Origin of the sequence: Clostridium sp. AF19-22AC, assembly GCF_003479085.1 — a bacterium.
Classification (GTDB): Bacteria; Bacillota; Clostridia; order Lachnospirales; family Lachnospiraceae; genus Faecalicatena_A; species Faecalicatena_A orotica.
On record NZ_QUGN01000012.1, the window covers coordinates 54885 to 79074 of the forward strand.

Below are 24190 nucleotides of genomic sequence, written 5' to 3' on the forward strand. Positions count from 1 at the left end.
TGTTCTGTTTATGGCGCAGCCTAATCTGAGCAGGACACTGGCCGCACTGGAAGAAGAATTGGGATTTGCTCTTTTTTCCAGAAGCAAAAAAGGACTCACTGTCACGAGCCAGGGAGAACGATATCTGACACAGGCCGAGGGCCTTCTTGAGGAGCTTGCAAATCTGGAAAAAGCATGCCGCTGTGAACAGCTTTCGCATGTAACGATAGCAACCATAGAATCTTCCCTGTATATCAACCATATTCTGGATGCGATGCAGCAATATCCTCAACTGCCTATCGAATTCACAGAAAATGATCTGGATGAGGTCATAGAACTGGTTGAAAGTGAGAAAGCAGAATTTGGTCTGATCATCATTCCCTATTCACAGCAGAAAAATTATGAGAAGTATTTCTCCGGACATGGCCTGGCCTATTTCCCAATCTGCAGAACACCCTATTTTCTGCTGACAAACCGCCAGAACCCTTATTTTAGAGAAGGGGAAAAGCCTGATTTAAACAAGCTGAAGCACTGCATTCTAAGCAGCACACAGCACAGTATGAGATTAAAAGATGAATCACTGGGCACCTACCTCCCCAAAGAATGCCGGATTCTTGAACGCAATGTCCGTTCTTCCAATATGGATTTTCTGGATACATTTCCAAATGGTGTCATGATAACCTTCCAGACCCACCAGCGTGTCCTGCGGCGCAACGATCTGATATCAATCCCACTGCGGCAGCTCCCGCTGAGTATGGAATATGCTTATGTCTGTAAGAAACGCAAAAAACTGGAGAAGCCAGTCAAAATGATTCTTGGGGTCCTTTGTGAAGAGGTGAAAAACGAGTTGGAAGGTAACTTCTTAGAATGATCTGAATTATGGATGAAACCTGTTAAATGGGAATGTGTTTCTAATGGTTGCAAATCTATATATTCAAATACTGTTTTAGGTGTTTTTCCGCAATAATGTCCCTGCCACAAGCTGGGATTTGATTATTACTGATTTTACTTGGAGGGTTTTATTATGTACGAAAAATATTTAGAACAGCTTGAGGAAGCCGGAAAAATCTTACCTGTCAGGACGTTTGCCATCGTATGTATTTCACTTTTCAAAAAACAGACTATTGGCTGGATTGATTTTGACAGCCTGCCGACGTGGATGAGCTGATTATGCAGACGGGGCAAAGGAATATATAGACAATTTTCAAAAAATAACAAGGTAACCTTCCCTTTTTAACTGGCGGTGGATGATACAGCTTTTATACCTGTAAACTAAAGATATCCCCTATTAAGAATAAATTTCTTAACAAGGGATGTCTTTTTGTCCAACTTAAAACTGACTGTATATAAAGGCCGGTGCCTGTGAAATGTCTGCATTCAGAAAATGCAGCAGGCACAGACAGGCAATGAGACAGACTGCAAGGCTTCCCCCTGCAAGCTGAAGTATTTTATTCTTTCGTAAATTCTCTATAAAGTGCTTCATTCACCCTCGTCCATCCTTTCCATCCAAGATGCATAACGTCATGCATAAAATACTTTTCGTGTGCGTATGGTGTCATATCAACAAAAGCTACATTTTCATAGGGTTTCACCAGATTGGCAACTTTTTTATAATAATCATCACAGAGCATACCCTGATAGTCATACCAAGCACCGTTGACTGGTATGCTTACTACTATCACCTCAATACCGAGCTCCTTAGCCACATCCAGAAAACAGGTCAGGTCATCATATTCAATGGACTCCGTAAAAGCCTGCTCTTTCTTTTCCACTTCCCCATTCTCAAAAGGCTCCTGCACATAGTCGGTCCAATACTGGTTATGGATTCCAAAGTCATTATTCGTGCAGTATACCTTTCCCTGTTCCTCAGCAAAATTCAGCATTTCAGTGAAGTCCATGTTCTTCAAATCCACTTTAGGCAAATTGTGCTCCATGGAATCTAAATCTTTATAAACTGCATATTTGTCCTTCAGCTCCCAGAATTCCGACATCAGCTTAGAATACATCCCATATATACCTAGCTTATTCTCATAACCTTTTTTATAGTTCTCTACTCTCGCAAGCTGGATAGGACTGTCTTTTAAAAGCTCCAATGTCCTGTCTATGACATACTCCTTATTTTTATCGCTGATACGCTTATTTGCCAGAAAGTTCAAAAAATGTTCTTCTCCGAACCGCTGCGGGAATGCATCGGATGAAATTCCTCCTTTTTCGAACCACTGGGGAGATAAGAAGAGTGCTACTTTCTTAGTTTTCAGACAGTCTTCTATGGATCCCAACTCCATGATATGACTGAGCGACTGGAAATAATCCCCGCCAATTGTAACAATATTCATATCATCACTGTTCAAAAAACTTGAAATATAACTCTGGCAGTCCCCGAGGGAAACTAATTCAGATGACCCAAAGATGGGCAGGGTATTTTCATCAATCACCTGTTTCTGAATGTCATAACTCCAAAACCTTTCATAGCTTCTATAGTTTCTGACTGCCTCTTTGTTCTTGCTAATACTGCTGTCCAAATGCCTGTCAAAGCAAAATACAGCCGCGATGAATAAAAGAATGCCGACTATAAAGGCACATATCTTTCTCATGTTATTTTACACCTTTTCCGATTAATATCTGCTCTATTTTATGGATAGTTGAAAATTCTTCCTTATCATATTCCGTTGGTGACAGTGTAACATGGAATGCATCCTCAATCTCAATCAGCAATTCCGCAATTGCCAGAGAATCCAAAAATCCCTCTTCAAACAAATCCAAATCTAAATCTTCTCTCACTGCCCCATCGTCACAAATCTCTTCCATAATATCCAATAACTTCTCTTCCACTCTTCTGACTCTCCTTTCTACTCAGTTAAATGCTTTTTGCCACCGCAAGGTACGTCTGTGATAAATATCCCGAAAAAATCAGGAAACCAAACATCACCAAATTCAAAGTAATGAACCATGACAAAGCTTTATACCATTTTTTTCCTTTATTCTGTTTATAAAACTTACTTTTTTTCTGATAAACTTCGGTTCCCGCAAGCAGGACTCCATGGTACAGTCCATATAGAATATAATCAACGGTCAGACCATGCCACAGTCCCATGAGCAACATATTAACTATAAATCCTCCTGCGGCGGCATTTAAGCGGTTCTTAAACCATTTTCCCCTAATGGCACTCATCATAAATCGCGAGAAAACAAAATCCCTGAACCAATGGGATAATGTAATGTGCCATCTGTCCCAGAATTCTTTGATATCCTTGCTGATAAACGGCTTATTAAAGTTATCAGGGGTACAAATTCCCAGAATATAGCTTGTACCAATTGCCATAAGGCTATAGCCTGCAAAATCAAAAAACATGTATATACCGTATACATACGCATACGCAACCAAATACTGCGGTTTATATCTTCCGTCAATCATCTGAAGAATTTCAAAAGCAACAGAGGATAGGACAAACTTATACAAAAGCCCGGCCATAATCTTCCAGATTCCTTTTCCTGCCAGTTCCAAATATTCCTTCCGGCTTTTGATATATTCCAGATCTTCCTCAAACCTTCTGCTCCTGTCTATAGGACCTGAGCTGATAGACGGAAAAAAGAGGAGGAACCCCATCGTCGGTATAAATTGGCTTCTTACGATGATACCATCATAGCTTTCAATAATAATCTGCAGCGATTTAAACGTCACATAGGATATTCCTAAAAATGAAAACCAATGCTGACCGTAAAGACCGCTCAGCTTTGAAATAACCAACGGAAGCAACGCAAGAAAGACCGCATGATGGAACATCTGCTTCACTGCTCCATACCGACGGAGAATCCACTGGTATATGGCAATGATATGCCATTCCAAAAAAGTAAAAGCACCCAGATACAACAACTCTGACGGTGTATCCTTATAGACCAGCACAAGCATAACTACGGAAATAAAAACAATGTACAGTTTTTTCTTTTTTTCCACAATTCCCATTATAAAAGCTGGTATCAGAGCAATGATCAGCACCATAAAAAATAATAAGCTATCATAAAAAGACATCACTGTATCTCCTGTAATTTTTTTCTGTCCACTTTTCCATTGTTAGTCATAGGGATAGATTCCACAAATATTATTTTTCTTGGAACCATATAGTCTGGTACGAACTTAGCCATTTCGGCTTTCACTTTTTTCATTTCCCGACGTTTATCTTCTATATTATTTTCATAAATACAGCAAGCTTTTAGATATTTAACTTTGCCATTATCTGAAACAGGAACCACAGCCGCCTTTTTTACTCCAGGCACTTTCATCAGATTTTCCTCCACATCCTCTAATTCCATCCGGTAGCCGTGAAGCTTAATCTGCAAATCAATTCTGCCGCAGTAAAACAGCATTCCATCTTTAAAATATCCCTTATCCCCTGTCCTGTATGAGCGTAAGAGATTTCCGCCCTGATCTGTTACATAAAATGCCCTGTCATTTTCTTTTTGGTTCTTGAAGTATCCTGCACTGACTGTATTTCCAGAAATGACAATTTCTCCCTTTTCCCCCTCGGGAACAATCTTCTCCCCATCCATAATGTGAATCTGAGTTCCCGGCTTCACCCTGCCTACCGGAAGGGGCTGAAACTGCCCGTTCAGCTTTGAATCTACTTTCACTTCTGTAACCGCAACAGTACTTTCTGTAGGACCGTAAGTATTGTATACCTCTGCCTTTGGAAAACGTTGCAATAATGCGCCTGCTGTCTTATTCGTCAAGGTTTCCCCACAGAATAGAAATAAGCGGAGATTTGGAATCAGTTTCTGGTTAAACGAAGGGTCTGCCAAACAAACATCGGCGAATGAAGGGGTAGAGACCCAAACATCTGCATTCGTCACAGCCAGCCGTTCAAACAGCCTTTTATACTCCTGCTGTGCTTCTTTTTCCAGAACACACAGACAGGACTCACTTGCCAGGCTCATATATAAATCCATGACTGACAAATCAAAGGAAAATGGTGCCTGATTGATAATCTTCTTATGCTGCTTCTCTATCTGCCCCAGACTAAGTGCCCACTCCGTAAAATGGTTGAGTGCCCCATAAGTAATCTGTACACCTTTTGGCACCCCTGTACTGCCTGATGTGAATATAATGTAGAAGATATCTTCTTCCCTTACATATCCCTCCGGGCTTACTTTAGTGCCTCCGTGATATGTATTATGCCTGACATCATAACAGAAATAATCCCTGTATGCACCAAACTCCTCTGATGCAAGTATTATCCTCGGCTCTACAGAATCGATAATAGCCTCCACCCTGCTTTTGGGTACACTGATATCCACAGGAACATAAGCCCTGCCTGATTTTACACATGCAATAAAACACACCATCATCCAGGGGCTTTTATGTCCATATACGATAACCGGAGTCTTATCTGTCCCACACTTGTCATTGATATATGCTGCCAGACTTTCCGACTTCTCCCATAGCTCCCGGTAAGTCAGGGTCTCTGTTTCAGAAATCATAGCAAGTCTCTCTGACACCTTGTATGTTTCTAATAAATCCAGTATTTTCATCTGTCATCTCCCATCACGTCATTATACTTCATATATGTCAAAAATTATAGAAAACGGTATTAAACAATCAGCATAGCATCCCCAAAACTAAAGAATCTGTACCGTTCCTTTACTGCCTCTTCATAAGCCACCAGTACATGCTCTTTTCCAGCCAGCGCGGATACGAGCATGATCAGCGTAGATTCTGGCAGGTGGAAATTTGTGATCAGGCAGTCCAGTATCTTAAACTGATATCCCGGATAGATAAAGATCTCTGTCCACCCGCTGCAAGCTTTCAGACGGCCGTTCTCATCGGCTGCTGATTCGATTGTACGGCAGCTTGTCGTGCCTACGCAGACTACCCGGCCGCCGTTATCATTGGCACGGTTGATCTTTTTGGCCGCCTCCTCATCAATCTGATAGAATTCCGAATGCATATGGTGCTCCGTCACGTCATCTACCTTGACCGGACGGAAAGTCCCGAGTCCGACATGGAGCGTAACACGTGCAATCTCAATCCCCTTTTCCTGTATCTCCTCCAGCAGCTCCGGCGTAAAATGTAAGCCGGCCGTGGGTGCCGCGGCTGATCCTTCATGGACCGCGTATACTGTATTATATCTGTCTCTGTCCTGAAGCTGGTGAGTGATATAGGGAGGAAGCGGCATCTGTCCGAGCCGGTCGAGTATTTCCTCGAAAATACCTTTGTATTCAAAATGGATGAGCCGGTTGCCTTCTTCCACTACATCGATGACTTCTCCTACAAGCAGGCCGTCCCCGAAACTAATCCTTGTACCGGGTTTTGCTTTGCGGCCGGGTTTTACCAGAGTCTCCCAGACATCATTTTCCTTCCTTTTCAGAAGAAGTACTTCTATCTTTGCATCTGTTCCTATTTTAGAGCCTATCAGCCTTGCCGGAATCACCTTTGTATCGTTGATAACCATGCAGTCTCCCGGCCTGAGGTATTCTGTAATGTCGCGGAACATCCGGTGCTTTATTTCCCCGGTCTCCTTGTCCAGCACAAGGAGCCTTGAACCTGACCTGTCCTCCAGAGGGTCCTGGGCAATCAGTTCCTCTGGAAGGTCATAATAAAAATCACTTGTCTTCAATCTCTTTTCCTTCTTTCATCGTCAGGTTTCCTTACTGTCTCAGCTCGATTCCCATCTCTTCCAGTGCTTTCAGGATTTTCTTCATTGCCGCTGCAACATCTGCCTCTTCCAGCGTCCTGTCCTTTGCCCTGAACACAATGGAGTATGCAATGGATTTGAAGCCTGCCTTGATCTGTGCACCTTCATATAAATCGAACAGCTTATAGCTTTCCAGATAAGCTCCGCCCATTTTCTCGATAATTTCTTCTATCTGCCCTGCCAGAATGCTCTTCGGCACCACCATACTGATATCACGGGTTACTGCCGGGTATTTTGCGATACCGGTATACTTTCTGTCAAATGTGGCAAATTCCATGATTTCTGGCATATCGATCACCGCCACATAAGCACGCTCACCGATACCATAATTATCCGCCACCTCAGGATGGACTTCTCCAAGGAATCCGACAACTTTACCTTCATATATAATATTTGCCTGACGTCCCGGGTGCAGATATGGTTTACCTGCATTCGGATCGTAAGTTTCTTTCTTCTTCATACCAATCTTCTCGAAGAACTCTTCCACTACACCCTTCATGCTGAAGAAATCGCCGTCCCCGTACATACCCAGCGTAAACTGCATGCGTTCTTCTGGAAGTTCTGTCAGCGGAAGTGTCTTCGGGAGGTAAATATTTCCCAGTTCATACAGACGCACGTCTTTATTCCTGCGGTTATAGTTTGTCGCCAGTGAAGTCAGCATTCCATTTAAGGAGGTCGTTCTCATAATACTGTAATCTTCTCCCAGCGGATTCATTATCTCAACAGTACTGCGAAGCGGAGAGTCTGCCGGAAGCAGTAATTTATCAAATACCTTCGGGCTTTCGAAGGAATAACTCATTCCCTGGCTGAAGCCACAGAACTCGGCGATATCCCTCGCAACTTCCTCAACCCTGAGCTTGTAGGAAAGCTTTCCTGTTGTAGCCTCCCCTGTCGGAAGGGTTGTCGGAATATTATCGTATCCGTAGAATCTTGCAACTTCCTCAGCAAGGTCTGCAAGTCTGAATAAATCGTGACGGAACGTCGGTGCAATCACTTCTTTCGCTTCTTCATCATATTCCAGACCTATCTTCTCAAAATATCCCAGCATCTCCGCCTCCGGGATCTCTGTTCCGAGCAGGATATTTATCTTATCTGCATCGAACGGTACACGTACCGGTTCTTTTACTTTACCGTATACATCGACGGTTCCGCCTACCACTTCTCCTGCTCCCAGTTCTTCTACCAGCTGGCAGGCGCGGTCAATGGCAGCCTTTGCATTATTGGGATCAAGCCCTTTTTCGAACTTACCGGATGCATCGGTGCGAAGTCCGACCCTTTTACTGGATTTGCGGATATTTACACCGTCAAAGCATGCCGCCTCGAACAGCATTGTCTGCACATCATCAGTAATCATGGAATTTTCACCGCCCATGATTCCCGCAAGACCAATGGCTTTCTCACCGTCGCAGATCATGAGGACATCTTTATCCACGTTTCTTTCCTGTCCGTCCAGTGTTGTAAATTTATCGCCGTCCTGAGCAGTCTTTACTACAATCTGATGATCTGCGATCGTCTCAAGGTCATATGCATGCATCGGCTGTCCGTACTCTTCCATTACATAGTTTGTAATATCAACCAGATTATTGATCGGGCGAATTCCTACAGAAGCCAGCCTTCTCTGCATCCATTCCGGTGAAGGTGCGATTTTGACATTCTTTACGACTCTTGCACAGTAACGCGGGCAGAGGTCCGTGTTTTCTACGGAAACCTTGATGTAGTCGTTCACGTCCTCACTGTTTCCCGTCTCTGTTACAACCGGGGGAATGAACTCTTTGCGGAAAGTAGCTGCTGCTTCCCGCGCGATTCCTATTACACTGTAGCAGTCTACACGGTTGGACGTCACTTCATATTCAAAAACGACATCGTTCAGTCCGAGTGCCTCTATAGCGCTTGCCCCGATTTCGGCATCCTCCGGCATGATGTAAATTCCATTTTCCGGCGCATCCGGATACATCTCCTTTGTGGAGCCCAGTTCTTCGATAGAGCACATCATTCCAAAACTTTCAATCCCGCGCAGTTTTCCTTTTTTAATCTTAATCCCGCCCGGTGTCTTAGACCCGTCATGTCCTCCTGCGACACGTCCGCCGTCCAGTACGACCGGAACCTTGTCACCTTCGTGTACATTGCTTGCGCCTGTCACGATCTGTACAATCTCTTTGCCGACATTCACCTGGCAGATAATCAGTTTATCCGCATCTGGGTGTTTCTCAATCTTATCTATCTGTCCGATCACGATCTTGTCAAGATCGGCATCCAGTTCTTCGAACCCTTCCACCTTAGTTCCTGACAGCGTCATTGCATCTGTATACTCCTGCGCAGTCACATTTAAATCCGGAACATACGCTTTAATCCATGATAATGAAGTATTCATCTATAATTTTCCTCACTTTCTGATTCTGATCTTTCTATAATAAGTTTAGAACTGTTTCAGGAAACGGATATCATTCTCGTACAGCAGTCTCATATCATCAATCTCATATTTCAAAAGAGCGATACGTTCCAGCCCTACCCCGAATGCAAATCCTGAATATACTTCCGGGTCAATGCCGCACATCTCCAATACATGAGGGTGCACCATTCCACAGCCCAGAATCTCAATCCAGCCTGATCCCTTACAGAAACGGCATCCTTTCCCGCCGCATTTGAAGCAGCTTACGTCCACCTCGGCACTCGGCTCTGTGAACGGGAAATGATGTGGACGGAATTTTGTCTTCGTTTCCGGCCCGAACAGCTCCTTTGCAAATACCTCAAGCGTTCCTTTTAAGTCTGCGAATGAGATATTCTTATCAATAACGAGTCCCTCTATCTGGTGGAAAGAAGGAGAATGTGTCGCATCCACTTCGTCTGAACGGAATACCCTTCCCGGCGCAATCATGCGGATCGGAAGTTTCCCCTGCTCCATCACACGCGCCTGAACCGGTGATGTCTGGGTACGCAGCACAATATCTTTGTTTACATAGAATGTATCCTGCTCATCTTTGGCCGGATGGTCAGCCGGGATATTGAGCTTCTCGAAGTTGTACATGTCATACTCGACTTCCGGCCCTTCCACGACTTCATATCCCATACCCACGAAGATACGCTCTACCTCTTCCAGCGCGATCGTGTTCGGATGTCTGTGTCCGACTGTATTTTTTCTGGATGGCAGTGTCACATCAATTACTTCTGCTTTCAGCTTCTCTTCCCTGATAATCTTCTCCATTTTCGTTCTGGATTCTTCCAGAACAGCCTCTATCGCAGCCCTCGTCTCATTCACAAGCTGTCCGACTTTCGGCCTCTCCTCAGCCGGCACGTCTTTCATCCCCTTCAGGACTGCCGTCAGCTCACCTTTCTTCCCAAGAAACTTTACACGCACATCATTCAGCTTCTCCGGAACATCAGATGACTGAATCTGTGCAATCGCTTCCGCTTTGATTTGCTCCAATTTTTCTTTCATGAATCATTCTCCTCCTTCATACTAAAAAAGACCTCATCCCTAAAAAGGGACGAAGTCAGATATTCGCGGTACCACCCTAATTCCCACAGCATAAGCTATGGACACTTAGTCTTGTGTAACGTACAACATACGTCATTCTCTACTCTTCATTCATTTCAAGAATGCAGCTATCGTGGGAATTTCGATTGCCATCTGAACTAAAGAAAACTTTCAGCCAGTGATTTTCTCTCTCTGATAGGAAATGGGGCTCTACTGTACACGGTTATCGCTTTTTTCTGGTCTATTATATTCTTCGAAATATATCGAATTCACGTTATTATTGTAACATACGGTTTTTGAATGTCAAGGATTTTCTCACCGAATATACGGTAATAGGGCCGGAAACCACGGATGCCAGCAGGGCTGATACAGGGAATGAGTACCAGATTCCTGATAATCCAAATATACTGCCAAGTAAAAATGTAATCGGAATAAAACAGATCACCTGATTACACAGCACTAGAAACAGAGAAAGCAGTTTCTTCCCAACCGCCTGAAAATATGCTGACTGGATATTTAAAAGACCATTCAGTATCATTCCTGCATTCGTGAGTTTTAAAACAGTACTTCCCAGCTTCAGGATGCCTTCATCTGTTGTGAAGAGACGAAGGATCTGACTGGAAAACAGCAGGATCACAAGATATCCAAAAGCCCCGTACAGGACCGCAAGTATCGAAGATTTTTTCAACGTTTCGGCTGTCCTTACCGGTTTTCCGGCACCATTACTGTAACCTATAATGGGCTGTATCCCCTGGACAAGTCCCATGACAGGAAAAAGAAAAAGGGTATTAACCCTGCTTACAATTCCATATGTACTGATCGGCAGATCACCGCCATATTTTCTCAAAAACTGGTTCACGATGATGATAGATATGCTGTATCCTGACATCTGCAGAAAGGATGGTATTCCAATCAATATGACTTCCCTGATGATGTCTTTATCCGGTATAAAATCTTTCACTGAAAACTTCAGACAGCTTTTGCCAGACAGGAAAAAGTAATAAATGCTCATGAACATGGAAATTGCCTGTGCCATTACGGTTCCGGCCGCCGCTCCAATAACCCCCATGCGAAGTCCAAAGATAAACAGTATATCCAGTAAAATATTAGCAGACATAGGTATCACCCAGATATACATTGCATATCTGCTGCTCCCCTCCGCACGGATCAGACTGGAAAAACCGGTGCTGGTCACGGCTCCCGCCAGTATGATCCGGGTATAGCTTTTGGCATAAGGAAGCAGGGTATCCGTCACACCCATAGCATACAAAAACTGTTCCAGAAAGCAAAGGCCAAGGATGGTCACCAGAATTGCAGTTATATAAAACAGTAAAAAGGTATTTGCCGCCGTTTTAGTGGCTTTTTCGTAATCCTTCCGGCCAAATGCCCGTGACATCACAGATGCCGCCCCGCTGCCCAGCGTCGAGGAAACTGCTGACAGAAAGAGGAAAAGAGGGAACGAGACAGCCACACCACCTACGGCACTGCTCCCCGCACCTCTTGAAATAAAAATGGTATCAAACAGATTATAAAGGTTATACGCCATAACCCCGATGATGGAAGGGACAGACATTTTTCTTATTAACGTACTAACCGGGGCATTTTCCAAAAGAGCCTGATTATCATTCGTCTCCATAGGTGCCTCACTGTCCGAGTGCTTTCAGGCACTTCCTGATCTGGTATTTTGCCCACATCCCCTGTATTCTGGAATACGGGAAATCATAGCGGAATGTCTCAGCAGCCATAATCACTGTGATATACAGACGGTAGAGCTGATATCTTACTGCATCTGCTTCGCTATAGGCATCCTTTCCGGCTGCCTTCAGATACCCTTCCAGAAATGCTTTTTCTTTCCGAATATCATCGGTAAATACAAATGCCGTCGGAAAATCGGCGATGGGGTCTCCCCAGAACGCTCGCTCGAAGTCGAGAATCCCTTCGATTACATATTCGTCCCCGCATTTTTTCACGAAAACATTTCCTTCATGGCAGTCATACTCCACAAGCGCCGGAGTCAGAAGTTCGTCCAGATATCCGGCATTGTTTCTTAAAGCCGCTTCTATTTTCCCATATGGAATCCTGACCTGATGTTCCCTTGCATCTTCCAAAATCTGCTGAAACATCCGAAAAAATGCTTTCCTCCATGTAGGATACTGCTTTTTGGTATCTTCGCTGAAATAACCAAAATAAGGCCCCTTGATCTCATGGAGCTGTGCCAGATATCCTGCAAGTTCAGCCTGAATCTTATTCAGATTCTCCTTTGTCATTTTCTTTTTTGCTTTTTGCAGAGTCACACCGGTTAATGTACTCATGAAGAAATAATTGCTCTTTATATGTTCTTTACTAAAATCACAGGCCAGTACTGACGGTACAGGCACTGTAGTCTTCTCCCTGATCATCCGGTAACATTCGACTTCTGTAGGCATGACGTCCTGCTCATAGGTCAGCAGAGTTGTTCCGGGGATGACTCCGACCTTTAATACAATACTATCCTTTTCATGGAGACGGTGGATCAGGTAGATAGAATTGAACATACCGCCTTTTAATTCCTCAATGCCGCCCACTTCACAGGAACTGCCAAAATTCACCTTAACAAGATGTTTGATTTCATCCTCGGTTAACAGATTCTTTGTTTTACTCTTCATTCACGCGTGACCTCCTTATGCTTATCTAAATGCAGTATGCATAGACAATATCACGGAAGGTATGTAAAAACAATTTTCCCGGAGGACACCTTTTTTTCCTGAAAGGACATGTTAGCTCACCGGTCCCCGGTATAACTTTCGATACGCCGCAGGAGTCATATGAAATACATGCACAAATCTTTTATAAAAACCGGAAGTACTCTTATATCCGATCACTCCCGCAACCTCCTCTACCGGAATGTCCGACCCGTTCAAAAGCGATGCCGCCTCCTCAATGCGGATCCGCCAGAGAATATCTGAAAAAGTCCCGCCTGTTGAATCCGCGATCTTTCGGCGCAGCTGTCTCCCGCTGTATCCAACGTGACGGGCCAGATCCTCAAAATTCGCAGTACATATATTCTGCCGGATATAAGAACAAACCTCATGGAAAATACTGTCCTCTGCTTTTTCAAGACTGCTCCGGCCAAGTGCAATAAGCAAAAGCTGGAGGAGATTCTTGATTGCCGGAATCCTGTAAGAGGTTCCCCAATAGGTTTCATGCAAAAGATCATCCACCAGCCGTTTGATTACATGACTTGTCTCAGTACTATTATAAAATATATAGAATTCATTTTTTTTCAGAAGCATTTCCGGCAGTCCGGTTTCCTCATCTGCAAGTTCACCATCTTCCGCCTGCAGATTATGAAGAAACGTTTTCATCATAGGAACCGGTACAATAATTTTCAAAACAATATCCCCAGCCCCGCAGGGAAGCATGGTATGGACCATACCCGGAGTCAGGATGCACAAGTCTCCCTCATGAAGTTCTATCCGCCGCGGACTGCCTGGCAGCATCTGCCCGCCTGCCCCCTGCCACACATAGATTATTTCATAAAAATCATGGCTGTGGTAATAGGGAAGAAGACAGGATGTATGCTTTCTCATGCTGAATTCCGCTGAAATCCTGACCAGTGACTCGTTAATTGAAAACTCTAACAGTTCCGCCTGTGTATATGGTATGTGATTCTGAATCATCGGGATCAGCTGTTTTGCATTGCCAAATTCTTCACTCACTGAATTCTCAAGACTCTCTGTCATCCTGTACAGGTCTTCCGTTTCCTGCCTTGCAAACTCTGCTATGAGCCTTTTATCCATAAGATCACAAACCCCTTTCCTTTCGTGCACACTTTTTCGCATATCTTACGATCTGCCACTGGCGCCTTTACCTGCTCCCGTATCCTTCCAGCAGTGCATTCAGTTCCCCTCCCAGAAGGATGACATACATACAGAAATACAGCCACAGCATAATCAGTATAATCGTTGTGAGGCTCCCGTACATACTGGAAAAACCTGTAAATATATCCAGATATACAGAAAACACGAAAGATATCAGCAGCCAGCCACACGAAGTAAACACAGCTCCCGGAAGCTGCTGCTTCATCGTCGTCTTCGAAAGGTTCGTCCTGTTCGGCAGGAACTTATACACCAGATCCCAGAAAAGTGTCAGGACGACCAGCGTCAGCAGTGTCCTGATCCGTATGATAAGATCCATGATCTTTGTCAGCACCGGCGCATGTTTATAGACAAATAAACTGATGCTGTTGCCAAATACAGACAGCGTCAGGGAGAGTACAATTGCAAGAATAAATATAACAGTGTAAAAAGATGCCCTGAACCGGAGATATATATAATTTCTAGTCTCTGTATTTTCATAAATCAGGTTCAGTCCTGACGTCATGGAAAGTACTCCCTTCCCCGCAGACCACAGGGCCACGATGATCGTTATCGGGATCACACTGCCGGACTGTGCGTAAACCTGGTCCACAATGGATACGATAAGCCCTTCCACCGAGCTTGGAAACACTTGTGTCACCGCCTCCATCACATCCGGCCGGGTCACAGGGGTAAACTGGACGAGCGTCAGCAGCAATAATATAGTAGGGATTAAGGAAAGTACAAAAAAATAAGCCGCCTGTGCCGCATACGCCCCTGTATGGTGTGAACCTACTATACGTGCCAGTGAACTCACTTTTCCAAAAGTCTTCTTCATTCTTCCCTTCACCCCGCTCTTTTTGACCTTTTACCATGTCTTACACATTTATAAAAGAAATATTTCAAATCATACCATAAAGAGGAAATTTATTCAAGTCTGACCGCATTCTGGTCTGTTCAAACCGTGCCATAATGTTACTGTTCTCTTACAAGTATAACCGCGGTCTTCCCTGTATATGAGCAAAAGCCTCAAAAAGCTGTAAATTGGATAAAAAGAAAAGACAGCTGCACGCTGACAGCTGTCTTTATCTTTAGTAAGTTTCCCCAAAATGCCGGTCCTGTATTTTGACTCCTAGCCGCAGCTAGGTGGGCAACCGCATCTGCTTTTCTGTCTTCCACTGCTAATCGGAGGCCTGACATATTACAGAAATATAAGAATCCCGTTTAAAGTATTGTAGGTTCAAAATAACAGGGTTATCGAACATTCCAGGTTTTCTCTAAATGTATTATACCCCATTTAAATAAATTTTACAACTGGTATTGAATCCTAATTTTATTTCTCACATGCCGCGTGCATTTTCTACTATTATATGGTATAGTTATTTTTATACCCAAAACGTGCCGGGCATACTGTCAGGCGCGTATACTTATCTGATAAAGGAGTCTTAGTTTATGAAAATGAATGAGTTAAAACTAGTCTATTTCAGCCCGACAGGCACTACTCGCAAGGTCATCATGGAGGCTGCCAGAAATATCGATTTAAAGTCCGTCTCCTTCGATCTCACGGTGCACAAGGAAAAGAAACCTGTGCTGCAGTTCAAAAAAAATGATTTCGTAATTTTCGGTATTCCGGTATATGGTGGTCGTGTCCCCCAGACGTTTCTGGAATACTTTGACACACTCAAAGGTGATAACACCCCGGCCGCATTGATGGCTACATACGGATGCCGGGAATACGAGGACGCACTTCTGGAGTTAAAGACTGAGGTGGAGAACCGTGGATTCAAGGTAATTGGGGCCGGTGCTTTCCCTGTGGAGCACTCTATCGTACGTTCGATCGGTCTTAGCCGTCCAAACAAATCCGATATGAAGATCATAGCCGACTTTGGCATCCAGCTGAACAGACGCCTGAAACAGGAGGAATCTTTTGACGGCTTCAACATTCAGGTGCCCGGAAACTCTCCTTACAGAAAGTACAGCCGTACTCCCCTTTATCCGAAGACAGATGTGAGCCGTTGTACTGAATGCGGAGCCTGTGCAAAGTCCTGTCCATCCGGTGCGATTTCCTCAGCAGACCCGAAGAAGACTAATAACAAGAAATGTATCTCATGTCTGAAATGTGTGCGCGGCTGCAAACAAAAAGCAAGATATGTCAATAAATTTAAACTGAAAATGGCTCAGAGAAAGCTCACAAAAGTCTGTCAGAATGATAAAGCAGCAGACATCTTCCTGTAAAAAGAATTTCCGCCAGACTCTCTGCCCGCAGGAATAAGCAAAAGACCGGCCCGGCTAATGGAATGATTCGTCCATAAAGCCGGGCCGGTCTTTTATCTGGCTGCGTGAATGGAGAATGTTTGGTCACGCAGCCAATTTGTTTATTAGTTTAATTCGTCAACAACTTTCTGGATTGCTGCAAGTGCATCCTCAGGAAGCTTGTCATATCCTTCTTTTGCTGTCTCGAATGCTTTGATCTCGTTTACACGGTCATTCATGCGGGCTTTCAGCTGTCCAACATACTCTGGGTCGTTCATATCCGGAACGAATCCTTCCCAATCCATGATCTCGATGTCTGAGATTGGTCCCCACTGGTGGAACTCAGCCTTCTTCTCAACGATTGCTTCCAGAATTCCAAGTGTATCCTTTGGCTGTACTTTCTTGCCCATGAAGTCTCCTGTGTTGATGATGTAGCAGTCTACATTCTTCTCTTCAACCAGTTTTTTGAACTTCTCATAGTCATTAACCAGAGGATAGGTTCTGAATGGGTTAGCGTAAGGTACAACTACCAGCTTGTTCGGGTCTACGCCAGGAGCAAGTCTCTCTGCTGTAGATCTCTTAGTAGCAAGTGTAGCACCCATGACTGATGCAAGGGAAGATCCTTTTAACTTAACTACCGGCGGGATTGTCGGGTCTTTCATGATCCAGAAGATTGCATTTACAGGAGCGTCAATCTTATCTACACGGTTAGGTGACCATAATTTAGACTTGATAGCACGTCCGTTACCATTTCTGATATCTTCTGTTACTAATTGGATCTTTCCGTCTTCATCAAGTGTTGCTGAGCAGTTCTGGGCTGTCAGTAAGTACTTGTTGTCTTCGCATCCTGTCGGGTAATCCTGAGTCTTATCAAAATATGTCGGCTCAATCGCGATAGATGCACATGTATCTGTGTTGATGATGAAAGCATCATCATGAAGAACTTTGATCTCATACTTTCCATCATGCTTAGCATGTGTAATTGTAGACTTACCTGATCCTGACAGACCATATACAGATGCAACATATTTGCTTCCGTCAGCAAGTGTATATTCTTTCTGTCCGCCGTGGCATGAAGCATACCCGTTACGGTTAGCAATTGCCCATACCATTGTAAGTGTACCTTTTTTATGCTCTCCGAAGTATCTCATACCAAGGATGCATGCACAGTTTGTATCTGTGTTGAAGTAGCAAAGGGTCTGCGGGTCGCTTAAGCAGCTGTAGTCAACTCCCGGATGAGAAACCGGTGCCCACTGCGGGTCTGAGAAGATGTAGATGTCTGGTTCTTTTCCTTCGCCGACAGCTACAGAATCTCTGTACATCTTTACATAGTCATCTGACATGTACTGGAAGTTCAGCATCCAGGAATACATGATGTTCTCTTCGCCTTCCGGAATCAGGAGGTGTACTTTTACCATGAATTCAGGATCAAGTCCTGCATATACAGTTGCATGATACAGCTTTTTGTAACGTGCGCTGTAGATTGCATCCATAGCCACTTTGTCCAATTTCTCACAGTCTACTCCCGGCTCACCTGCGATGCGGCGTGCTGCTGCGTAGCGTCCTGTGATGGCACCATCGTTGAATAAAAGAACTTTAGCGTCTGCATCAAGGCCAAATTCTTCGCCTCTGTATACAGGCATATCTGTTACGATTGTTCCCGGAGAATTCTTTGCAAGGTTATAAGCCTCTTTTAATGTGTTAACTGGAACTACGTTGTTTCCGTAAAATGCTGCTTCAATAATAGATCTTGTCTTTGAAAATCCTGGTTTGCCTTTTCCAATTTCACTAATTGGATAATATGCTTTAGTTGACATAGTGTTAATTTCCTCCTTCAAATCGAAATTTGTTCAATTATCTCATGTTTATATTGAAAAGTCAATACTTTTACTGAAAGTTATATTGCCCATAGTTTCATTTATGCGTGCTAATACTTGAAAAAGAGTAAAAAAGAACGTGAAAATGCAAGTTCTATTTTTCATTCCTGCATTTTCACGTTGTTTATTTATCTTTTTCTTGATATTTTATTACTTTTCAGAGATTATTCTGCAACTTCCTTGTTAAATGTTTCACTAATACACTTTTTCAACGCTGACTAAAAATATTTATTTTTCAGCTTCGTCGTGTATACCATAAACCAGATCAGTACGACGAAAAATACCGCCATAGCAATCAAATCGAGTATCCTGACTGGTGTAACATAAAAATGAATTGCGTCAATCGCTCCATACAAGGTTGTGATAACCCCTAAAACCAATACGGCCGGTACTGCCTTCTGCATATACGCACTCTTATCCTTGCAGTCCCGCTCGGTGAAATTCTTGCCAAGCAGGAGCACTTCGTTGATATGGCCGTCTTTTTTCATCTTCGCCCACGCGTAAAGACTATATACGCCACAGCATAATATCAGAATACTAATTGCACCAAACATGCTGTCCATAGATTACACCTCTACTCCCAGAATTTCCTTCACGGTTTCTTTCATCTTATCAGCATCACATTCCATAGTGTGGAGAATCTCTGCATTGCGGATTTCCTCGATGGCTGCCGGAACTTCGACCCCAGATACCTTCTCCAGTTCATCAATCAGTGCAAATTCATCCAGCTCGTCATAAGAGCTGTCAATCGCAGTCATCACACTTCTTGCAAACTTGTACGGGCTTGCCGTAGACGCAACCAGCTGCTTACGCTGATCGCCGCTGCTTTCCCTGTAAGCCCTGCATACATGCGCAGCCACTGCCGTGTGGGTATCCATCACATAGCCCGTGGAACGGTAAGTTCCAGAGATTGTCTCTTTCGTCTCCTCTTCTGTTGCATAGCCGCCTTCAAAATCCTTCAGTTTTTCTTTCATCTCAGGAGTAATCTCATACACGCCTTCTGTCTTCAGCTTATTCATAAATTCTGCATTCTTCACAGCATCATTTCCTGCAATTGCATAAATCAGACGCTCCAGATTGCTGGAAATCAGAATATCCATTGATGGAGAAGAAGTGAGGACGAACTCACGGTTCCTGTCATAGGTTCCTGTGCGGAAGAAATCAAACAGTACTTTGTTTTCGTTGGATGCACAGATCAGCTTTGCGATCGGTACCCCCATCTGCTTTGCATAATATGCCGCAAGAATATTGCCAAAATTTCCTGTCGGGACAGTCACATTGATCTGTTCTCCCGCCTCGATCTCCTCGTTTAGCAGGAGTTTCGCGTATGCATACACATAATAAACCACCTGCGGAACGAGCCGTCCGATATTGATTGAATTAGCGGATGAAAACTGGTATCCCGCCTGACACAGTTCTTTTTCCAGTTCTTTATCTTCAAAGAGAGCCTTCACACCGCTCTGGGCGTTGTCGAAGTTTCCGTGGATAGCCACTACAGAAGTATTCTTTCCCTTCTGTGTTACCATCTGGAGTTCCTGCACCCTGCTTACGCCGTCCTTCGGGTAAAACACAATAATCTTCGTACCCGGTACATCTGCGAATCCTGCAAGCGCCGCTTTTCCCGTATCACCGGACGTAGCAGTAAGGATCACGATATCCTTCGTCACATGATTCTTCTTAGCGGCCGTCGTAAGCAGATGCGGGAGAATAGACAGAGCCATATCCTTGAATGCAATCGTAGCCCCGTGGAATAATTCCAGATGATAGGTATCTCCCACTTTTACAAGCGGAGCGATCACTTCTGTATCAAACTTCTCATCATATGCGCTGTTAATACAATGTCTCAGTTCTTCTTCCGTGTAATCCGTCAGGAACTGTTTCATGACCGCATATGCTGTGTCCTGATAGCTCATGTCTTTCAGGTCGTCCATTGTTACATCCAGTTTTGGAATGCTTGTCGGTACAAACAGCCCGCCGTCTTCAGCCAGACCCTTTAATACGGCTTCGGAAGCTGTTACTGTCTTACTGGCATCCCTTGTACTTTTGTATAATAGATTCATTCTTCTACCCTCTTTATTCTTTTCTTCACTTTGTTACTGCACTGCATTATAACACAAGTTGCCTCTATATTCAAGAAAAACAAAGGCGGGGCATCCGCTCTGCATACCGCTGACGCACAGACCGGATGCCCACAAAAAATTCCTGTACACACCCGGGCATGTACAGGAATTTTTCTTAATTCTGTTTCCGCAGAAAGATGAATAAAACTCCGCTGGCCGCCATCAGCATTGGATAAAACAGGTACGGCATGATGTGGAACGGCGTCAGGCCTGTCAGGCTGGCTGCTGACAACAGCTGTGCCCCGTAAGGAATCATCCCCTGTCCTACCGATGTAAAGATATCCAGAAGAGATGCCGAGCGTTTGGGGGTGATTTCGAACTCATCGCTGATTTCTTTAGCGATAGGGCCTGCCATCACGATCGCCACGGTATTGTTCGCAGTACACAAATCTACAAACAAAGCCAGAAGGGCGATTCCGAGTTCTCCGCCGCGTTTTCCCCTGATGCGGCTTTTTATGAGATTCAGGATAAACTGGATCCCTCCGTATTCTTTCACGAGTGAAACAATGCAGGCAACGATAATGGATATCACCGTAATATCGTACATCGACGTTACCCCGCTGCCTACTACGGTAAAGATTTCAGACAGAACTATACTGCCTGTTGCCACTCCTACAATCAGGGAAACCACCGTCCCTCCGATCAGAACTAAAAAGACATTGATTCCCAGCAGCGCCCCGACCAGAACGAGGATATAGGGCAGTACCTTCCACAGGTTGTAATCCATTGTTGATGTAACCTCAAGCTGTACATTCCGCGTGATCAGCCAGAATATCAGTATAGTAATGACTGCCGCCGGCAGCACGATCAGGAAATTCGCCTTGAACTTGTCCTTCATCTCACATCCCTGGGTCTTGACTGCCGCGATTGTGGTATCCGAAATCATAGACAGATTGTCACCGAACATTGCTCCGCATACGACTGCACCGATGCAGATGGCAAGCGCAAATCCGGTCTGTTTCGATATCTCTACGGCAATCGGGGCAAGTGCCGCAATCGTTCCCATTGAAGTTCCCATTGAAATGGAGATAAAGCACCCGATCACGAACAGGCCGACAATGGCAACGCGAGCCGGGAGGATCGAGAGCCCAAAGTTAACTGTACTCTCTACACCACCTGCCGCAGTCACCGCACCGGAAAATCCTCCCGCGCACAGGAAAATGAGGCTCATCGTTATGATGTTCTCCTCCCCCGCACCTCCTGCTATCACCTTCAGTTTTTCCCCGAAACTTAACTTTCTGTTCTGTAAAAATGCTACGAAAAGGGCGATTAAGAAACCAACAATCGCCGGCATTGCATAGAAATCCTTTGTTATGATTCCTGCTCCCAGAAAAATCACAAGGAACACTGCAATGGGAAGCAGGGCAATGGCCCTGCCCTTTACGTTTTCTGTTGTTGTACTCTCCTGTCTCATTCCATATCCTCTCTTTGTTAAAATATTTCCCGTATCTTATGGAAATCCTCACCGAGCTCTTTCTGCATCTGGTCCGTAAACAGTTCCGCACTCTTATAAAAGTACATGTCGTGCCGGACACACTCTGCAGCCATTGCAACCATCGGCTTCGACCGGGTCCAGATTACTTCGGACGCCGCGTCACTGATAATCTGTCCGAATACAACTTCCTGTTTATCAGAGACAAGTGTCAGGAATCTGCCCCCCATCTCTTCCTTCTTTTCCTGAAGCATCCCATGAAAACAGACATGTTTCAATGGTATCCCGTTTTCTTCTGCCTCCCCAAAGTAGACAATTCCAAGCCGGACACCTCTTTCTTCTAATTCCTGTAACTGCCAAAGAAGTTTTGGAAGGTCCTCCTCCCAGATCTGCAGAAGCAGCTCTGACTGCGTTCCCTTTAAGATACTGCGGCATTTTGCAAATACATTCTCGTATTCTTTAATATGCCAGAACTCATCCATATCCGTCTGTGCCCTGTAATCCTTCAGCTGAACAGTAAGCTCTTCAAGTGTCGCATCAGTCTCATGCTTCACCCTTCCTGATATCTCTTCGATCGGTACAGCGGCATAACGGTTGGTATTCTCCTCCCCAGAATACAATATAAAACCTTTCATGACAAGGGATTCCAGCACATTGTAAATTTTGGAACGTGGAACAGCCGAAAATTTGCTGGCCTCATACCCCGACGCACTGCCGTTTTTCAGCAGTGTCAGGTATACTTTCGCCTCAGCGTCTGTCAGCCCGATTTTATTGAGTAAAAAAATCTTATCCTCCAGCAGCATACCTTATCTCTCCTTACGCAATCCTTTGATTTTCTGTTCTTTCTACCAGGGCTGCATCGCGCCTCCCTGTTCCGCAGGCCTGCAGTTGCGTGCAAACAGGTTCAGGCATCCTTTTTCTTCCTTCAGCGGCGGGCATACCCAGTTTGCTTTTCTTTTCTGCAATTCTTCTTCTGTCACTTCCAGTGATACCTGGCCGTTTGGAATATCAATGATAATTTCATCCCCGTTTTCCACAAGTGCGATTGTACCGCCGTCATATGCCTCCGGGGATACATGTCCTATAATGGCCCCGAAATTAAATCCGGAAAATCTCGCATCTGACACAAGGCCGACACTGGTATGAAGTCCATGCCCGATCAGGGCATCGATGCTCAGCATCAGTTCCTTCATTCCCGGAGCACCTTTACAGCCTTCATAACGGATCACGATGATATCACCCGGTACGATTTCACCGGCCTCGATGGCTTCGAACGCGCTTCTGTCCCCGTCAAATACCTTTGCTTTGCCTTTCATGTATTTCACGGAATCCGGTACCGCTGTCGGACGCACAATCGCCCCGTTCGGTGAAAGGTTTCCACGCAGTATCTTCAGGCCCGGTTCATGGAAAAGCGGCTTTTCGAGGGTATGAATCACCTCGTTTGGCTGCGCCTTCACACCAGAAAGATATTCTCCCCATGTCCCGCCATTCATCATCGGGGCATCAGTAAACAGACGGCTCTCCAGCATTTTCATCACGTTCGGCACACCGCCTGCGTAATGGAAATCTACAACCGTATATGGGCCGCTTGGAATAACCGCATTGATACACGGTATTTCTTTTGCATATGTTTCAAAATCTTCCAGTGTAATATCAATCCCTAGCTCATACGCCATCGTCAGAATATGGAGCACCGCGTTTGTAGAGCCAGCCACTGCCATATCGAACATAATCGAATTCAGCAGAATCTCCTTTGTAATCAGATCCGACGGTTTCAGTCCTGATTTCACAAGTTTTACCGCAAACTTGCCGGCCTCCCGCGCCTGGCGCAGTTTCCTGTTGTCAGATGCAGGAATCGTAGCCGTTCCCGGCATGACCAGATTCATCACCTCGCCCAGCATCTGCATGGTATTGGCCGTTCCCATCGAAGGGCACGCCCCGAAAGACGGGCACACCGCCTCTTCCAGTTCCATCAGGTCTTCTTCTGCAGATCCGGAAAATCTTGCCACATCCAGATCCGCTTCTACTACGGTCCTGCCGCAGTGGTGACCCGGCTGCATAGAACCGCCTGTCACAACCATTGACGGGATGTTGACTCTCGCGGCAGCAAGATAACACCCGGCAATGATATTGTCGCAGGATGCCACCATGACAAGGCCGTCAAAGTTATGTACTCTTGAGACAAACTCAACAGACATCGCCACGATATCACGGCCCACCTGTTCATATTTCAGTTCCTCGGCCCCATTTGCAATATTCCCGCATGTGGCCGGTATCCCAAACTCAACCGGCACACCGCCTGCCGCCCAGATTCCCTGCTTCACAGCTTCTGCAATCTGCCTGAGGTGCGCGCTTCCCGGTGATCCTTCCATATAGGAATTAGGTACCCCGATATGTGGTTTTTTGCGGATATCTGAATCAGAATATCCTGCTGCTTTCATCATAACACGGCGGTGTGCCGCCTCTGCTCCGTTCCAATATGATTCCATCTTCTAATCCTCCTAAATCATCAATACCAATTTCATCCCG

Annotated in this window: 20 protein-coding genes, 1 other RNA gene and 1 other annotated feature; of the genes, 3 read left to right on the plus strand and 18 right to left on the minus strand. The window is 44.8% G+C overall.

The window, feature by feature from the left end; translation table 11 throughout:
* Positions 1–4: 4 nt before the first annotated feature.
* Together DWX43_RS14595 and DWX43_RS26995 are read left to right on the plus strand one after the other, a co-directional pair.
* The gene (locus DWX43_RS14595; RefSeq protein WP_279220795.1) at positions 5–850 is read left to right on the plus strand and encodes a LysR family transcriptional regulator; all 846 of its coding nucleotides are present in this window, start codon (positions 5–7) and stop codon (positions 848–850) included.
* Positions 851–1003: 153 nt separating this feature from the next.
* Entirely contained in the window at positions 1004–1147 is a 144-nt protein-coding gene (locus tag DWX43_RS26995) for a hypothetical protein (RefSeq protein ID WP_182440710.1), read from the plus strand.
* Positions 1148–1427: 280 nt separating this feature from the next.
* Here the strand turns inward: DWX43_RS26995 and dltD are convergent, their stop codons facing one another.
* From dltD to ssrS, 12 genes are all read right to left on the minus strand, one after another.
* The gene (gene dltD / locus DWX43_RS14610; protein WP_118620802.1) at positions 1428–2573 is read right to left on the minus strand and encodes a D-alanyl-lipoteichoic acid biosynthesis protein DltD; all 1146 of its coding nucleotides are present in this window, start codon (positions 2571–2573) and stop codon (positions 1428–1430) included.
* Position 2574: 1 nt separating this feature from the next.
* Positions 2575–2811 carry a D-alanine--poly(phosphoribitol) ligase subunit DltC gene (gene dltC, locus DWX43_RS14615; protein WP_118620803.1) on the minus strand — a complete coding sequence of 79 codons (237 nt, stop codon included), beginning with the start codon at positions 2809–2811 and terminating at the stop codon, positions 2575–2577.
* A gap of 25 nt (positions 2812–2836) precedes the next feature.
* The gene (gene dltB / locus DWX43_RS14620) at positions 2837–4009 is read right to left on the minus strand and encodes a D-alanyl-lipoteichoic acid biosynthesis protein DltB (protein WP_118620804.1); all 1173 of its coding nucleotides are present in this window, start codon (positions 4007–4009) and stop codon (positions 2837–2839) included.
* Positions 4009–5505: a D-alanine--poly(phosphoribitol) ligase subunit DltA gene (gene dltA / locus DWX43_RS14625; RefSeq protein WP_118620805.1), complete on the minus strand. Its 1497-nt coding sequence runs from the start codon at positions 5503–5505 to the stop codon at positions 4009–4011. The genes dltB and dltA overlap by 1 nt, the downstream gene beginning before the upstream one ends.
* Before the next feature lie 59 nt (positions 5506–5564).
* Entirely contained in the window at positions 5565–6590 is a 1026-nt protein-coding gene (queA, locus tag DWX43_RS14630; RefSeq protein ID WP_118620806.1) for a tRNA preQ1(34) S-adenosylmethionine ribosyltransferase-isomerase QueA, read from the minus strand.
* Positions 6591–6621: 31 nt separating this feature from the next.
* Entirely contained in the window at positions 6622–9039 is a 2418-nt protein-coding gene (gene pheT, locus DWX43_RS14635) for a phenylalanine--tRNA ligase subunit beta (RefSeq protein ID WP_118620807.1), read from the minus strand.
* A gap of 45 nt (positions 9040–9084) precedes the next feature.
* A complete protein-coding gene (gene pheS, locus DWX43_RS14640) occupies positions 9085–10104 on the minus strand; it encodes a phenylalanine--tRNA ligase subunit alpha (protein ID WP_109732115.1) in 1020 nt (339 codons plus the stop codon).
* Between the two features lie 42 nt (positions 10105–10146).
* Positions 10147–10379: a binding site (T-box leader), on the minus strand.
* A gap of 41 nt (positions 10380–10420) precedes the next feature.
* Entirely contained in the window at positions 10421–11779 is a 1359-nt protein-coding gene (locus DWX43_RS14645) for an MATE family efflux transporter (RefSeq protein ID WP_118620808.1), read from the minus strand.
* A 7-nt stretch (positions 11780–11786) separates the two neighbouring features.
* Positions 11787–12788 carry an aminoglycoside phosphotransferase family protein gene (locus DWX43_RS14650; protein WP_118620809.1) on the minus strand — a complete coding sequence of 334 codons (1002 nt, stop codon included), beginning with the start codon at positions 12786–12788 and terminating at the stop codon, positions 11787–11789.
* Positions 12789–12899: 111 nt separating this feature from the next.
* Positions 12900–13922, minus strand: a complete 1023-nt coding sequence (locus DWX43_RS14655; RefSeq protein ID WP_182440711.1) for an AraC family transcriptional regulator — start codon at positions 13920–13922, stop codon at positions 12900–12902.
* 67 nt (positions 13923–13989) lie between these two features.
* Positions 13990–14817 carry a YihY/virulence factor BrkB family protein gene (locus tag DWX43_RS14660; protein ID WP_181368750.1) on the minus strand — a complete coding sequence of 276 codons (828 nt, stop codon included), beginning with the start codon at positions 14815–14817 and terminating at the stop codon, positions 13990–13992.
* 259 nt (positions 14818–15076) lie between these two features.
* Positions 15077–15255: non-coding RNA, 6S RNA (ssrS, locus tag DWX43_RS14665), on the minus strand.
* Positions 15256–15431: 176 nt separating this feature from the next.
* Here ssrS and DWX43_RS14670 point away from each other — a divergent pair.
* A complete protein-coding gene (locus tag DWX43_RS14670; RefSeq protein ID WP_109732110.1) occupies positions 15432–16214 on the plus strand; it encodes an EFR1 family ferrodoxin in 783 nt (260 codons plus the stop codon).
* 143 nt (positions 16215–16357) lie between these two features.
* Here the strand turns inward: DWX43_RS14670 and DWX43_RS14675 are convergent, their stop codons facing one another.
* The 6 genes from DWX43_RS14675 to ilvD form a co-directional block, all read right to left on the minus strand.
* A complete protein-coding gene (locus DWX43_RS14675; protein ID WP_109732109.1) occupies positions 16358–18049 on the minus strand; it encodes a phosphoenolpyruvate carboxykinase (ATP) in 1692 nt (563 codons plus the stop codon).
* A gap of 278 nt (positions 18050–18327) precedes the next feature.
* Positions 18328–18672, minus strand: coding sequence for a hypothetical protein (locus DWX43_RS14680; protein WP_109732108.1), 345 nt, complete (start codon positions 18670–18672; stop codon positions 18328–18330).
* A gap of 3 nt (positions 18673–18675) precedes the next feature.
* A complete protein-coding gene (gene thrC / locus DWX43_RS14685; RefSeq protein ID WP_118620811.1) occupies positions 18676–20169 on the minus strand; it encodes a threonine synthase in 1494 nt (497 codons plus the stop codon).
* Between the two features lie 175 nt (positions 20170–20344).
* Complete coding sequence (locus DWX43_RS14690; protein ID WP_118620812.1) at positions 20345–21643, minus strand: Na+/H+ antiporter NhaC family protein; 1299 nt, start codon at positions 21641–21643, stop codon at positions 20345–20347.
* A gap of 17 nt (positions 21644–21660) precedes the next feature.
* Positions 21661–22464, minus strand: coding sequence for a TrmB family transcriptional regulator (locus DWX43_RS14695; protein ID WP_243099320.1), 804 nt, complete (start codon positions 22462–22464; stop codon positions 21661–21663).
* 42 nt (positions 22465–22506) lie between these two features.
* Entirely contained in the window at positions 22507–24150 is a 1644-nt protein-coding gene (ilvD, locus tag DWX43_RS14700) for a dihydroxy-acid dehydratase (protein ID WP_118620813.1), read from the minus strand.
* Positions 24151–24190: the final 40 nt, after the last annotated feature.

Coding starts and splice junctions, on each gene's coding strand:
- DWX43_RS26995 (WP_182440710.1), top strand. CDS start 1,004: ATGTACGAAAAATATTTAGAACAGCTTGAGGAAGCCGGAAAAATCTTA.
- dltD (WP_118620802.1), bottom strand. CDS start 2,573: ATGAGAAAGATATGTGCCTTTATAGTCGGCATTCTTTTATTCATCGCG.
- dltB (WP_118620804.1), bottom strand. CDS start 4,009: ATGTCTTTTTATGATAGCTTATTATTTTTTATGGTGCTGATCATTGCT.
- dltA (WP_118620805.1), bottom strand. CDS start 5,505: ATGAAAATACTGGATTTATTAGAAACATACAAGGTGTCAGAGAGACTT.
- pheT (WP_118620807.1), bottom strand. CDS start 9,039: ATGAATACTTCATTATCATGGATTAAAGCGTATGTTCCGGATTTAAAT.
- pheS (WP_109732115.1), bottom strand. CDS start 10,104: ATGAAAGAAAAATTGGAGCAAATCAAAGCGGAAGCGATTGCACAGATT.
- DWX43_RS14645 (WP_118620808.1), bottom strand. CDS start 11,779: ATGGAGACGAATGATAATCAGGCTCTTTTGGAAAATGCCCCGGTTAGT.
- DWX43_RS14650 (WP_118620809.1), bottom strand. CDS start 12,788: ATGAAGAGTAAAACAAAGAATCTGTTAACCGAGGATGAAATCAAACAT.
- DWX43_RS14655 (WP_182440711.1), bottom strand. CDS start 13,922: ATGGATAAAAGGCTCATAGCAGAGTTTGCAAGGCAGGAAACGGAAGAC.
- DWX43_RS14660 (WP_181368750.1), bottom strand. CDS start 14,817: ATGAAGAAGACTTTTGGAAAAGTGAGTTCACTGGCACGTATAGTAGGT.
- DWX43_RS14670 (WP_109732110.1), top strand. CDS start 15,432: ATGAAAATGAATGAGTTAAAACTAGTCTATTTCAGCCCGACAGGCACT.
- DWX43_RS14675 (WP_109732109.1), bottom strand. CDS start 18,049: ATGTCAACTAAAGCATATTATCCAATTAGTGAAATTGGAAAAGGCAAA.
- DWX43_RS14680 (WP_109732108.1), bottom strand. CDS start 18,672: ATGGACAGCATGTTTGGTGCAATTAGTATTCTGATATTATGCTGTGGC.
- thrC (WP_118620811.1), bottom strand. CDS start 20,169: ATGAATCTATTATACAAAAGTACAAGGGATGCCAGTAAGACAGTAACA.
- DWX43_RS14690 (WP_118620812.1), bottom strand. CDS start 21,643: ATGAGACAGGAGAGTACAACAACAGAAAACGTAAAGGGCAGGGCCATT.
- DWX43_RS14695 (WP_243099320.1), bottom strand. CDS start 22,464: ATGCTGCTGGAGGATAAGATTTTTTTACTCAATAAAATCGGGCTGACA.
- ilvD (WP_118620813.1), bottom strand. CDS start 24,150: ATGGAATCATATTGGAACGGAGCAGAGGCGGCACACCGCCGTGTTATG.